This window comes from Burkholderia sp. BCC1644 (assembly GCF_902833225.1).
In the GTDB taxonomy this organism is placed as follows: Bacteria; Pseudomonadota; Gammaproteobacteria; order Burkholderiales; family Burkholderiaceae; genus Burkholderia.
Map to the genome: position 1 here is coordinate 304423 of NZ_CADFEI010000008.1, position 13727 is coordinate 318149.

Annotated in this window: 10 protein-coding genes; 2 read left to right on the forward strand and 8 right to left on the reverse strand. The window is 65.9% G+C overall.

Annotation, left to right across the window (positions count from 1 at the left end; all coding sequences use genetic code 11):
- Window positions 1–742 precede the first annotated feature (742 nt).
- Window positions 743–1885: a DUF2827 domain-containing protein gene (locus tag HWX87_RS18565; RefSeq protein ID WP_176048471.1), complete on the reverse strand. Its 1143-nt coding sequence runs from the start codon at window positions 1883–1885 to the stop codon at window positions 743–745.
- 441 nt (window positions 1886–2326) lie between these two features.
- Here HWX87_RS18565 and HWX87_RS18570 point away from each other — a divergent pair, with 441 nt between their 5' ends.
- On the forward strand, window positions 2327–3643 hold the full coding sequence (locus HWX87_RS18570) for a galactosyl transferase GMA12/MNN10 domain protein (RefSeq protein ID WP_176048472.1): 1317 nt from the start codon (window positions 2327–2329) through the stop codon (window positions 3641–3643).
- Window positions 3644–3725: 82 nt separating this feature from the next.
- On the opposite strand, the gene HWX87_RS18575 is transcribed toward HWX87_RS18570, so the two are convergent.
- The 6 genes from HWX87_RS18575 to HWX87_RS18600 all read right to left on the reverse strand — a co-directional run bounded on the left by HWX87_RS18575 (window position 3726) and on the right by HWX87_RS18600 (window position 12089).
- Window positions 3726–5840, reverse strand: coding sequence for a phospholipase C, phosphocholine-specific (locus tag HWX87_RS18575; protein ID WP_176048473.1), 2115 nt, complete (start codon window positions 5838–5840; stop codon window positions 3726–3728).
- 42 nt (window positions 5841–5882) lie between these two features.
- Complete coding sequence (locus HWX87_RS18580; RefSeq protein WP_176048474.1) at window positions 5883–6086, reverse strand: hypothetical protein; 204 nt, start codon at window positions 6084–6086, stop codon at window positions 5883–5885.
- 343 nt (window positions 6087–6429) lie between these two features.
- Complete coding sequence (locus tag HWX87_RS18585; protein WP_176048475.1) at window positions 6430–8427, reverse strand: acetyl/propionyl/methylcrotonyl-CoA carboxylase subunit alpha; 1998 nt, start codon at window positions 8425–8427, stop codon at window positions 6430–6432.
- A gap of 36 nt (window positions 8428–8463) precedes the next feature.
- The gene (locus HWX87_RS18590) at window positions 8464–9249 is read right to left on the reverse strand and encodes an enoyl-CoA hydratase/isomerase family protein (protein WP_034190576.1); all 786 of its coding nucleotides are present in this window, start codon (window positions 9247–9249) and stop codon (window positions 8464–8466) included.
- 19 nt (window positions 9250–9268) lie between these two features.
- Window positions 9269–10876, reverse strand: coding sequence for a carboxyl transferase domain-containing protein (locus tag HWX87_RS18595; protein WP_176048476.1), 1608 nt, complete (start codon window positions 10874–10876; stop codon window positions 9269–9271).
- Window positions 10877–10907: 31 nt separating this feature from the next.
- Complete coding sequence (locus HWX87_RS18600; protein WP_176048477.1) at window positions 10908–12089, reverse strand: isovaleryl-CoA dehydrogenase; 1182 nt, start codon at window positions 12087–12089, stop codon at window positions 10908–10910.
- Window positions 12090–12259: 170 nt separating this feature from the next.
- On the opposite strand from HWX87_RS18600, the gene HWX87_RS18605 reads away from it, so the two are divergent.
- Window positions 12260–13006 (forward strand): TetR/AcrR family transcriptional regulator, encoded by a 747-nt coding sequence (locus HWX87_RS18605; protein WP_176048478.1) that lies wholly within the window; start codon window positions 12260–12262, stop codon window positions 13004–13006.
- A 66-nt stretch (window positions 13007–13072) separates the two neighbouring features.
- Here HWX87_RS18605 and HWX87_RS18610 read toward each other — a convergent pair whose 3' ends face one another.
- Complete coding sequence (locus tag HWX87_RS18610; protein WP_176048479.1) at window positions 13073–13561, reverse strand: MarR family winged helix-turn-helix transcriptional regulator; 489 nt, start codon at window positions 13559–13561, stop codon at window positions 13073–13075.
- Window positions 13562–13727 lie beyond the last annotated feature (166 nt).

Below are 13727 nucleotides of genomic sequence, written 5' to 3' on the forward strand. Positions count from 1 at the left end.
CCTCAACGAACATGCGGAGCAAACCGACCCTGACGCGCTCCGCCGCCTACCCGGCCCATCCTGTTATGTCGATTTTTTCCGGGAGCGTACTTTTCGCTTCGGCGCGCCGTCAAATTCGATATTTTCAACGATATTCAGTGACTGCCAATACACCATGTACGAACCATGCCGACAGTGCGACAGGTTACACAACACAAAGTACGAAACCCCGAATCCAGATCGTTTATTTTCGCTGCCAGACAACTTTATCCGAATCCATTTCTTTCACGATATTGCAGCACCGCAAATCGGAAAATCATTAATTGATCAGACAAATACAGACCCGAGAAATGCCGCGGGCCCTTGATGAACGGGCCTGCGACAACGGCTTCCAGCTCGGGCCGCGATCCAGCGAAAACCGGCCGCCGCACATCATTCGATCATCGCAGCATTCAATTTTCACGTTTCAAACGATATTACTAAACCTCAAAACAGAATCGACTGCGTTGAATCAATAATATCAAGTTTTATTTATATGATGATTATGGATTGAAACATGTTTAACAATCTTAAAGACTTGTTAACCTATAAAATTATTTCTGACGGACTTCCCTCGGAGCCGTCAATTTCGTGCCTTCAAAACCGTCGAACCGATCGGGTTCGGCGGTTTCTTTTTTTAACGGCATTATTTCGTCAGACATTAGGGTGGGACAACCCCGATGGCGGCCGGCAGCGCAATGAATGCGCGCCATGAAAACCGGCGTTATACGGCCGGCGCGCCGATCAGGTTCGCAAGCAGCCCGTCGTATTCGGCGACGAGCGCCGGATTCGCCGACGTATAGCGGCCGAGGATCTCGCGCTGGCGCCGCGTGTACGCTTCCCAGTCGTCGTCGTGCGTATGCAGCGCACGCAGCAGCGCGTCGGCGCCCTGCTGCACGTCGTTGTCCGGATAGTAGTAGCCGAGATCGGGCGCGAGGCTCGCGTTGTGCACAAGCGGATAGCCCTGCCAGCACACGTCGAAATAGAAGTAGTTCAGCGGGTTCGACCATTGGTGCGACACGACGATGTCGGTCAGGTCGGCCAGGAACAGCGGCGTGTCGAAGCGGCCGACGAAGCTCGCCTTGCCCGCGCGCACGATGTCCAGGTAATTCATCAGCATCACGAAGTCGGGGCTGTCGTGCGCGAGGCGGTCGGCGTTCGTCACGTGCGCGAAGCAGATCGCGTCGGGGTCGCGCCGATACGCTTCGTCGATGATCAGCATCGGATACACGCAGAACTTCACGACGTTGTGGTTCGGCTCCATCACCGTCAGCCGCTTGCCGGGCTCGCTGCGCGGCCGGTATTCGCCGTGCTCGGGCAACGACTGCGCGCGTGCGCTCAGGAACATCGGATCCCACACGAACGGCACGACGCGCCCCGGGCAGCGGCGCAGCGACTGCAGGAACGGCAGCGACGACGGCGCGATCTGCGGAATCGCCCACACCTCGTCGTAGCCGCGGTTGATGAACAGCGACTCCCACAGCCGGCGGCCGAACAGCATCGCCTCCATCGCGTTGACGTACTCGACGCCGCAGCAGTAACTGACGAGCTTCGCGCCGCGCGCTTTCAGGTAGGCCGTCTGCTCGGCGTTGATCTGCCCGCCGAGCTCGATCACCACGTCGAGCGCATCCTTCATGTCGGCGAACGCGCGCGTGTCGTATACGTTGCGATCCCACGGCAGCGCATCGGTGAGCGGCACGTCGGTGGTGTTGACCAGCGTCACGCGGTAGCCGTGGGGCGACGCCATCAGCAGCTTCGCGAGAAACAGCGCGTTCTGCTTGATGCCGTTGATCCACATGCTTTCGTCGGGGGCACGCAGTCCGATCGTGATACCGATGCGCAGGCCGTTCAGGACAGGAGACGTCATCGTCGGCAGGATGGAAGGTTGGATGGGAGTGGAATGGTGCAGTGTAGCGCGCGAAGCGCCGCCCGCGTCAAGCGGCGGCGGCCAACCCGGCATTCTAGCGGAGCGCCGGCCGCACACTGTCAGGGATGGTCAGCGCCCGCCCCGGCCGTGCCAATCCGCCGGATCGTTATGCGATACTCGGGCCACCCGCCGCGCCGCCAGCCGGCCGGCTTTTCCGGGGTATTCGAGCGGGCGACACACACGACGCCGACGCACCACGATTACAAGAAAGGCTGACAGAATGGACCACGATGCCGCGCAAGTCTCCCGGAAGATCCACGACGAACAGGGGTGGCACTCGCAGGAAAGCGGGGCCGGGTGGGGTTCGGAGTTGAACAATACCGCGCGGGTCACTCGCGAGCTGCCGAAATTGCTGCGCCGCTTCGGCCTGCGGAGCACCCGATGATCGTCCTCAGCCATTTCAGCCAGCCCGCACCCGCCAGCCTCGAGAATCACCGCTGGTACGCGCAGGTGCACGGCTATCGTCACGAGATCGTCGACGCGTCCGCGATGCCGCAGACACTGCCGTTGCGGCCGCTGTATCGCTACGAATCGCTGCTCCATGTGCTGCGCAACGCGCAGCCCGACGAACTCGTGCTGCTGCTCGGCGAAGATGCGGCGATCATCGAGCCCGTCGCGCTCGAGCGCCTGATGGCCGGGCGCGACATGCTGCTGGTCGACTCGTTCGCGCCGCCGCTGCCGCAGGTCGACGTGCAGATCTGGCGCAACACGGCGGACGTGCGCGCGATCGTGATGCGGCTCGTGCAGCGCTGCAAGCTTGGCAGCGAGCCAAGGCTGACATCGGAGGCCGCGCTGTTCGCCGGGCTCGGCACACATCGCTACGTGGCATTGATCGACGGGTTGCATGCCGTCATGCCGTGCGGCCCCCACCTCGATCCGATGTGGAGCCGCGAACCGACATTCGCGATCAGCATCGACGACACGCCTCACGATCCCGCACGCAAAGGCGCGACGCCGCGTTTCCGCGACATGCTCGTCGCGTACGTCAATCGGTGCCGCGCCGCCGGCCAGCCGATGTTCTCGTTCGATCACGCCGCCGCACCGGACGAAGCCGCCGAGCGCTGCACATACAACCCCGGCCGGCCGATCGGGCTGATGATGCTGTACACGCCGAACATCGGCAGCTACGCACGCGTCGCCGAGCGCAATTTCCGGCGCTACTGCGATGCGCACGGCTACACGCTCTACGTGCATCGCGACATTCCCGCCGAGATCGGACTGAACGCGACGGGCAACTGGTTCAAGCCGTGGCTGCTGCATGCATACCTTCAGCATCATGACTGGGTCGTGTGGCTCGATGCCGACGTGCTGATCGCGGACCAGCACCAACCGCTCGAGCCGCTGCTCGAAGGGCGCGACTGGCTGCTCGCGCAGGATATCGGCCAGTGGGCGTTCAACTCCGGCGTGATGGCATTCCGCCGCACCGAACGCAACGACGCGATGCTGCGCGACCTGATGACGACGATCGCCGCGCTGCACGACCGCTCGAGCGTCTATGCGAGCGACGGCGACCAGCTGCATTTCATACGCGCGATGGAGCACGACGGGCAGCTGCACGGCGAAAGCGTGGCCGACCTCGTCAGCTTCAACACGCCCTGGCTGTTCCGTCGTGCGGACAGCTACATCGTGCATTACTACGGGATGTGGTCCGCGATGCGCGCGCTGATGATGGCGCATGACGACGGGCTGCTGCGCTGACGCCACTCCGTCGGCATCGATAGCTCAAAAACGACGCGCCGGCCGGATTCACCCGGCCGGCGCGTCGTCGTACCGGTTGCCGTCAGATCGCCGTGATCGTCGGCGCCACGGCCGCCGGATCGGTAATGCTGGCCTTGCCGGTTTCGACGTGCCCCGCGATGCGGCGCGTCCAGCCGGCATTGCCCGCCACCGCGAACTGCAGGTCGTACCACTGGCTGCTGCACGACAGGTCCCAGTGCGCTTCGATGCGCTGCCCGGCCGGGATCGTCAGCGTGCGCGCCGCGCCGCCGTACGCGACATCGGTCGCCGTGACCGTGAGCGTGCCGCTGCCCGCATTGGCGATCGTCACGTAGACATCGCCGTTCACCACGTCGTAGCACGGCGTGATTTCAGGCTTCGCGGCGGCATCCGCGGCGGCCGAACCCGCAAAGCGCCGGAAATAGCCGTTCGGCCCCCACACGCTCACCACGTAGTTGCCGTTCGCATCGAGCGCCCACGTGTCGGTCAACTGCTTGCCGGCCTCGACCGTGTAACGGCGCGGCATCGCGGTCGGATCGCCCGTATAGACCCAGAAGTGCGCGCCCTGCGTGCCCGAATTGGCAAACGTCACCGCATAGCCTTGCGCCTGGAGCTGGCCCGTCACGTGCAGTTCGTACGGCAGCGCACGAGCCGGCCGCGTGCCGGATTCCTGCGCCGTCACGACCTGCTGCGCGGTGCTGGCCGGCGCGGTCTGCGACGACGCGCGCGAGCATTGCAGGTCCGCCTGCGCGACGTATGCCTGCGTACTCGGCAGCGACGGCAGCGTGACATCCGATTTCGAGAAGTCGAGCGCCGACGTCAGGTCGCCGCAGATCGCCCGGCGCCACGGCGAGATGTTGGTTTCCATCACGCCGAAGCGCTTCTCGATGAATTGCAGCACCGACGTGTGATCGAACACCTGCGAGCAGACGAAACCGCCCTTCGACCACGGCGACACGACGAACATCGGCACGCGCGGGCCGAGGCCGTACGGCAGGTTGTCGGCCGTATACGTGCCGGTCTGCGTCGACGTCACGACGTTGTGCCGCTCGAGCGACACGTCCACGGTGCTCATGCCCGAGCCCGGCAGCGTCGGGGCCGACGGCGGCACGACGTGGTCGAAGAAGCCGTCGTTCTCGTCGTACATGATCAGCAGGACGGTCTTGCTCCAAACCTCCGGGTTCGACGTCAGCGCATCGAGGATCGTCGACAGGTAGTACGCGCCGTACAGCGGCGTGAACTTCGGATGCTCCGAATACGCGGCGGGCGGCAGCAGCCACGAGACCTGCGGCAGCGCATTGGCCTGCACGTCGGCCTTCAACTGCGTGATCGGGCGCGTGCTCATCCCGCGCGTCTGCAGCGACGAACCGGCCGGCGCATTCACGAAGTTGTTGAAGCACGCCAGCATGTTCGTGCCGTAGTTGCCGGTGAAGTTGTCGAACCCGGTGCCCTGCTGGTAGACCTGCCACGAGACGCCGGCCTTTTCGAGCCGTTCCGGGTAGGTCGTCCAGCTGAAGGGCGGCAACTGGATCTTGTCGAACTGGTTGTCGATGTAGTCGGTATTGTCGAGCAGCGGGCCGCCGCCCGTGCCGAGCGGATCGACCATGCCCGTCATCAGGTACATGCGGTTCGGGTGCGTGTTGCCCGGAATCGAGCAGAAGTAGTTGTCGCACACCGTGAACGCATCCGCGAGCGCGTAATGGAACGGGATGTCGTCGCGAACGTGATAGCCCATCGTCATGTTCGACTTCTGCACGGCCCACTGGTCCGCGCGGCCGTTGTCGATCGCGCCGTGCGTCGTCGCCCACGTATGCGGCAGGCCGCCGATGCATTGCGCGTTGACGCCCGGGTTGGTCGTGTCGTAGCGGAACGGCGCGATCACGCTCGTCTTGTCCTCCTGCCGCGGCTGGAACCACACCGGCTTGCCGTTCGGCAGCGTGACCGGGAAGCGGTCGTTATAGCCGCGCACACCGCTCAGGTGACCGAGGTAGTGGTCGAACGAGCGGTTCTCCTGCATGAACACGACGATGTGCTGCACATCCTGGATCGTGCCCGTCACGGAATTCGGCTCGATCGCCAGCGCCTTGCGGATCGACTCGGGAAGCAGTGCGGTGGCGGCGGTCGCGCCGGCGAGGCCGGCGGAGAACTTCAGAAAATCGCGTCGCGAATGGATGGCCATGCTGGTTGCTCTTGATTGGATTTCTGGTGGAAACGGCCGGGATCAGGAAGCGGGCGAGGATGCCGGTGCAGTGAAACCCGGCGGGCAGTGCATCTGCGCGGTGGCGACGACGGCGCCGCCGCACGCGGCCTTCTGCTGCGCGACGGGCGCGGCGGGTGCAGTCAGGTCGTCGTTGCAGGCGCCGAGGAGTGCTGTCAGCGCGATCAGGCAAGCGACCGCGAAAGGCCGCAGGGCCGACTTTCGCATAACGGTTCTCCGTGGGGGTGATGACGTGACACGGGCACGGGTGCGCACCGGTCATATCGACGGCGAGATGCTAAGTTCGACTTGTTACACGACGGTGTCGCGTGAAAGCGCAGCGTGATGTGCGCGCGAGCGGTGACGCGCGTGGAGGTGGCTGGAGCGTAATGCGATCGAAAGATTCGCACTGCTTCGGCATGTCGACGTTGACGCCGACGCCGATGTCGATGTCGATGTCGATGCGATCGAAGCCGGTCCGATTCGGCAGCGGTCGCGCGGGGAAGCGCGACGCGGTTTTTTCGGGCCGGCAGCCAAGGCAGCCGGCCCGTTCACAGCGAGAAGGCGCGGTTCAGCCTTCCGCCATCATCAGCAACTGCGCGCCATCCGCGACCTGGTCGCCGACGCCGTACAGCACTTCCGCGACGACGCCCGCGCTCGGCGCGCCGATCGTGTGCTCCATCTTCATCGCTTCCATCACGATCAGCGGCGTGCCCGCTTCGACCTTCTGGCCCGGCTCGACCAGCACCGCGATCACCTTGCCGGGCATCGGCGCGGTCAGGCGGCCGCCGCCCTGCTCCGCATCGCCCGCATGCGCGAGCAGGTTGCGCCATTCGAACGTCTCGGACGTGCCCTGCGTGAACACATGGAACGTGTCGCCGTCCGCATACACGCGGCCGCTGCTGCGCACACCGCCGAGCGTCACGTCGAAATCGAGCGGCGTGGCGCCGCGCGTCCATGCGAACGGCTGCGCGGCTTCGTCGCCGGTCGCGATACGTGCGCCGGCGCCATCGTCTTCGTACGTGACCGTCAGGTCCGCTTCGCGATCGGCCGCATGCCATTCGAGCGTGCGGCGATAGCCGCCGTTCAGCCGCCAGTCCGGCAATGCGCCCCACGGCGATGCCCCCTGAGCGGCCGCGCCGCGTTCACGCGCGAGCAGCGCAGCGCATGCGAGCGCGAGCGTCGCCCGCGGCGGTTGTTGCGGCGCGAACAGCGCATCGTGGTTGCGCTCGATCAGCCCGGTGTCGAGATCGGCCGACGCGAACGGTTCGCACGCGACGATCCGCTGCAGGAACGCGGCGTTCGTATGCAGGCCGACCACCTCGCACGCACGCAGCGCCCGCAGCATCAGGCCCAGCGCTTCCGCGCGGTCCGCGCCGTGAACGATCAGCTTCGCGATCATCGGATCGTAAAACGGCGTGATCGCATCGCCCTCGCGCACGCCGCTGTCGACGCGCACCGCTGCGCCGATCGAGAACTCGACGCCAGCCGGCAGCCGCAAGTGTTTCAGCGTGCCCGTCGACGGCAAGAAGCCGCGCGCCGGGTTCTCCGCATAGAGACGCGCCTCGAGCGCATGGCCCTGCACGCGCAGCTCGTCCTGCTTCAGCGGCAGCGGCTCGCCGGACGCGACGCGCAGTTGCCATTCGACGAGATCGAGCCCGGTGACCATTTCGGTGACCGGATGCTCGACCTGCAGGCGCGTGTTCATTTCCATGAAGTAGAACGCGTCGCCCGTCATGATGAATTCGACGGTGCCCGCGCCGACATAGCCGACCGCACGCGCCGCCGCGACGGCCGCCTCGCCCATCGCACGGCGCAGGTCGTCGGGCAGGCCCGGCGCCGGCGCTTCCTCGAGCACCTTCTGGTGACGGCGCTGCACCGAGCAGTCGCGGTCGAACAGGTACACGGCATTGCCGAGCATGTCGCCGAATACCTGCACTTCGACGTGGCGCGGGCGCGTCAGGTATTTCTCGATCAGCACGCGGTCGTTGCCGAAGCTGCTCGCGGCTTCGCGCTGGCACGACGCGAGCGCCGCCGGGAATTCGTCGGAGCGCTCGACCACGCGCATCCCCTTGCCGCCACCGCCCGCGCTCGCCTTCAGCAGAACCGGATAGCCGATTTCGTCGGCTTCGCGATGCAGGTTGCCGGCATCCTGGTCGTCGCCGTGATAACCCGGCACGAGCGGCACGGCAGCCGCATGCATCAGCGCCTTCGCGGCGGCCTTCGAGCCCATCGCCGCGATCGCGTCGACCGGCGGCCCGATGAACACGATGCCCGCCGCCTCGCACGCATGCGCGAAATCCTCGTTCTCCGACAGAAAGCCGTAGCCGGGGTGGATCGCCTGCGCGCCGGTCGCGCGTGCGGCTTCGATGATGCGCTCGATGCGCAGGTAGCTGTCCGCGGCGGCCGAACCGCCGATGTGCACGGCTTCGTCGCATGCGGCCACGTGTTTCGCGTTCGCGTCCGCGTCGGAATAGACGGCGACGCTCGCGATCCCGAGACGTTTGCACGTCGCGGCGACTCGGCACGCGATTTCGCCGCGGTTGGCGATCAGAATCTTGTCGAACATGGCTTCGATGTCGTCCGGAGAGTGGGGGTCACGCGATCATTCACGCCACGACGGCGTGCGCTTTTCTAGGAAGGACGCGATCCCTTCGCGCGCTTCCGCGCCGGCGCGCGTCCGCGCGATCCAGTCGGCGGTCTGCTCGATCAGCGTCGCATCGAGCGGGCGGCCGGCCACGTCGGCGACGAGCCGCTTGCACGCCTTCACCGCGTCGGGGCCGTTCGCGACGAGCGTCGCGGCCAGCTTCGCGACCGTTTCGTCGAGCGCATCGGCCGGCACCGCATCGTGAATGAAGCCAAGCGACGCCGCACGCGCGCTGTCGAACACCTCGGCCGTCGTGAAGTAACGGCGCGCCGCGCGTTCGCCCATCGCGCGCACGACGTACGGCGCGATCGTCGCGGGGATCAGCCCGAGCCGCGCTTCCGACAGGCAGAACTTCACGCCGTCGGCGGCAATCGCGATATCGGCCGCGGCCACCAGGCCCACCCCGCCCGCGTAGGCGTCGCCATGCACGCGGGCGATCACCGGCTTGCCGCAGCGATGAATCGCCTCGAGCATCCGTGCGAGCTTGCGCGCATCGGCACGGTTCTCGTCGTCCGAGTAACCGGCCATCTTCTTCATCCAGTTCAGGTCCGCGCCCGCGCAGAACGCGGCGCCTTCCGCCGCGAGCACGATCGCGCGCACGCCTTCGTGCGCATCGAGCCATTCGAACGCCGTGGTCAGCTCGGCGATCGTCGTCTCGTTGAACGCGTTGCGCACGTCGGGACGCGCGAGCGTGACGGTCGCCACACGGCCGGCTTCGCTTACCTTGATCGTTTCGTATCGCATCGGTCAGTCCTCCCGGGCGTTACATGCGGAACACGCCGAAGCGCGTGTCGTCGATCGGCGCGTTCATCGATGCGGCAAGGCCGAGGCCGAGCACGTCGCGCGTCTGCGCGGGATCGATCACGCCGTCGTCCCACAGCCGCGCGCTCGCGTAATACGGATGGCCCTGGCGCTCGTACTGGTCGCGAATCGGCTGCTTGAACGCTTCTTCTTCGTCGGTCGACCACGCACCGCCCTTCGCTTCGATGCCGTCGCGACGCACCGTCGCGAGCACCGACGCGGCCTGCTCGCCGCCCATCACCGAGATGCGCGCGTTCGGCCACATCCACAGGAAACGCGGGCCGAACGCGCGACCGCACATCCCGTAGTTGCCGGCGCCGAACGAGCCGCCGATGATCACCGTGAACTTCGGCACCTTCGCGTTCGACACGGCCGTCACCATCTTCGCGCCATGCCGCGCGATGCCTTCGTTCTCGTACTTGCGCCCGACCATGAATCCCGTGATGTTCTGCAGGAACACGAGCGGAATCTTGCGCTGGCAGCACAGCTCGATGAAATGCGCGCCCTTCACGGCCGACTCGGAGAACAGGATGCCGTTGTTCGCGACGATCCCGACCGGATGGCCCCAGATGTGCGCGAAGCCCGTGACGAGCGTCGTGCCGTAGCGCGCCTTGAATTCGTCGAACTCCGAATCGTCGACGATGCGTGCGATCACCTCGCGCACGTCGAACGGCTTGCGCGTATCGACCGGAATCACGCCGTACAGGCTTTTCGCGTCGTAGCGCGGCAGTTTCGGCTCGCGCAGCGCGACCGGCGACGCGATCTTCGGCGCGAGATGATCGACGATGTTGCGCGCGATCGACAGCGCATGCGCGTCGTTCTGCGCGAGATGGTCGGCCACGCCCGACAGGCGCGTGTGCACGTCGCCGCCGCCGAGATCCTCGGCGCTCACTTCCTCGCCGGTCGCGGCCTTCACGAGCGGCGGCCCGCCGAGGAAAATCGTGCCCTGCTCCTTCACGATGATCGACTCGTCGCTCATCGCCGGCACGTACGCGCCGCCGGCCGTGCACGAGCCCATCACGACGGCGATCTGCGCGATCCCCGCCGCCGACATCGTCGCCTGGTTGAAGAAGATGCGGCCGAAGTGGTCGCGATCGGGAAACACGTCGTCCTGGTTCGGCAGGTTCGCGCCGCCCGAATCGACGAGGTACACGCACGGCAGCCGGTTTTCCGCGGCGATTTCCTGCGCGCGCACGTGCTTCTTCACTGTGACCGGGTAGTACGTGCCGCCCTTGACGGTCGCGTCGTTGCACACGATCACGCACTCGCGGCCGGCGATCCGGCCGATCCCGGTGATGACGCCCGCGCCCGGCGCGTCGTCGTTGTACATGCCGTTCGCGGCGAGCTGCGAGAACTCGAGGAACGGCGCGCCCGGATCGAGCAGTTGCGCGATGCGGTCGCGCGGCAGCAGCTTGCCGCGCGACAGGTGCTTGTCGCGCGCGGCCTGGCCGCCACCCTGCGCAAGCTGTTCGATCTTCGCGCGCAGATCGGCGACGACCGCCTCGAGCGCGGCGGCATTCGTGCGGAAGTCTTCCGAACGCGGGTTCAGTTTCGATTCGATGATCGGCATCGACGGGGCTCCGTTCGCGTGACGTGGGGCGTTACATCGTTTCCGCGAACAGCTCGCGGCCGATCAGCATCCGGCGGATTTCACTCGTGCCGGCGCCGATCTCGTACAGCTTCGCATCGCGCCACAGGCGCCCGACCGGGTATTCGTTGATGTAGCCGTTGCCGCCGAGGATCTGGATCGCCTCGCCGGCCATCCACGTCGCCTTCTCGGCCGTGTAGAGGATCACGCCCGCGCAATCCTTGCGCACCTGGCGGATGTGGTCGCTGCCGGCGGAATCGAGATGGCGGCCGACCGCGTACAGGTAGGCGCGGCATGCCTGGAACGTGGTGTACATGTCGGCGACCTTGCCCTGGATCAGCTGGAATTCGCCGATCGACTGGCCGAACTGCTTGCGGTCGTGGATATACGGCACCACGGCGTCGAGGCACGCGGCCATGATGCCCGTCGGGCCGCCCGACAGCACCGCGCGCTCGTAGTCGAGGCCGCTCATCAGCACCTTCACGCCGCCGTTCAACTGGCCGAGGATGTTCTCTTCCGGCACTTCGACGTCCTGGAACACCAGCTCGCCCGTGTGCGAGCCGCGCATGCCGAGCTTGTCGAGCTTCTGCGCGACCGAGAAGCCCTTCATCCCCTTCTCGACGATGAACGCGGTGATGCCGCGCGAGTTGGCTTCGATGTCGGTCTTCGCGTAGACGACGAGCGTGTCGCAATCGGGGCCGTTGGTGATCCACATCTTCGTGCCGTTCAGCACGTAGCGGTCGCCACGCTTGTCGGCGCGCAGCTTCATGCTGACGACGTCGGAGCCTGCGTTCGGCTCGCTCATCGCGAGCGCGCCGATGTGTTCGCCCGACACGAGCTTCGGCAGGTATTTCTGTTTCTGCGCTTCGGTGCCGTTGCGGTGGATCTGGTTCACGCACAGGTTCGAGTGCGCGCCGTACGACAGGCCGATCGACGCCGATGCACGCGAGATCTCTTCCATCGCGACCATGTGCGCGGTGTAGCCCATGTTCGCGCCGCCGTACTCCTCGGCCACCGTCATGCCGAGCACGCCGAGATCGCCGAACTTCTTCCACAGATCCATCGGAAACTGGTCGGTGCGGTCGACCTCCGCCGCGCGCGGCGTGATTTCCTTCGCCGTAAACGTCGCGACGGCGTCGCGCAGCATCTCGATGTCTTCACCGAGCATGAATTGCACGCCGGGCAGGTTGATCATGTCTCCTCCGTCTCCAGAAAGTGTGTCGCACTCACCGATTTCTGAGTTTCGCTCAAATCGAATGAATGCACCTATTCATTAACCAATGCAGCGGAAATTTTGCACAGTTTCGCGCCTCGTCGGGTGCGGCGTCAATAGTTTTTTGAGTGACACTCAGATATCATGCGCTCATGACAGCCGCTACCGCCGACACCATGACCGACACCGTCAAAGCCGACCGCGCCGACGCGCCGCGCGCGCCCGCCGGGCGCAAATCCCAGCAGCGCGTGCAGGACATTCTGCGCGCCGGTCGTGAAGTGTTCGCCGAAAAAGGTTACGAGCATGCGACGGCCGCCGAGATCGCGCAGCGTGTGGGCGTGTCGGAGGCGACGGTGTTCAGCTACTTCCGCGGCAAGCGCGAGCTGTGCGCCCGCGTGATCGCCGACTGGTACGACGAAATCATCGCCGCGTTCGAGCATGGGATGCCGCAGGATGCGTCGGTGCAGCAGCAGTTCGCGTTCATCGTGCGCACCCACCTGCGGCTGATGCTGGTGAACGGCACGGGGCTGTGCGCGCTGGTGCTGTCGGAAGGCCGCGCGAAGCAGCACGCGCTGAGCGACGAGCTCACCGCGCTGCAGCGCCGCTACACGGCGCCGCTGATGGACGTGCTCGCGCGCGGCCAGGCGGCCGGGCAGGTGCGCGCGGACCTGCCGCTGAGCCTGCTGCGCTCGATGGTGTTCGGGCCGATCGAGCACGTGCTGTGGGATGCGATCCTCGGGCACCGCAAGCTCGATACGGAAACGACGGCCGCGCAGCTGGTCGACATGCTGTGGGCCGCCGTGCAGCCGCCGGCGCCGGAACAGGCGGCGCTCGTGCGCTTCAGGAACGAAGTCGCGGAAGCCGTGCGGCGGCTGGAAGGCGAAAGCACGCGCGCGTGACGCGCGGCAGGCAGCGCGCCCGCCGCCCGGTCACCGCCTCCCGCTGTCGCGCGGGGCTCGGGGCCGCTACGACTCCTCGCTGACGCGCAGCGGCGCGCGGCTTTGCTCGTTGTTCAAATGGACGAACTTGCGCAACAGGCGCACCAGTTCCTGCGAATCGTCCTCTCCCATCCCGTCGAACAGGCCGGCGCGCAGCTCCTTCACCGACGGAATCAGGTGCGTGAGCAGTTCGACGCCAGCCGGCGTCAGCAACAAGCGGCGCTGACGTCGCGGCAGCACTTCGCGCACGATCAATCCTTTCGCTTCGAGCCGCACCGCGAGATCCGCGGTCGTCGACGTGTCGAGCGCCACCCGCTGCGCGAGCGTCACCTGATCGAGCCCCGGGCACTCGTAGAGCATCCGCAGGACCGCGTACTGCACCGGTGTCACGTCCCGGCCCAGCTTCTCGTAGAACATCGCAACCGCGATCTGGTGTGCGCGCCGGATCAGGTGCCCGGGTTCGTCGTACAGATCGAGCGGGAAAGCCGGCGCGTCGGCGGGATTCGTTTTTTCCATGAATGAGTCGATGACATAGGCGACGCGCGCCGGTTGCGCGCGCCGACGGCATGGCGCTGCCTCGCACCATTTCCCGGGGAAAACCAGTATACCGCTCGCCTTGCTCCAGCCAATCTCAATGAGTACACTGAATCTCATTCAGTACACGGAATGAAGAGATGCCGCG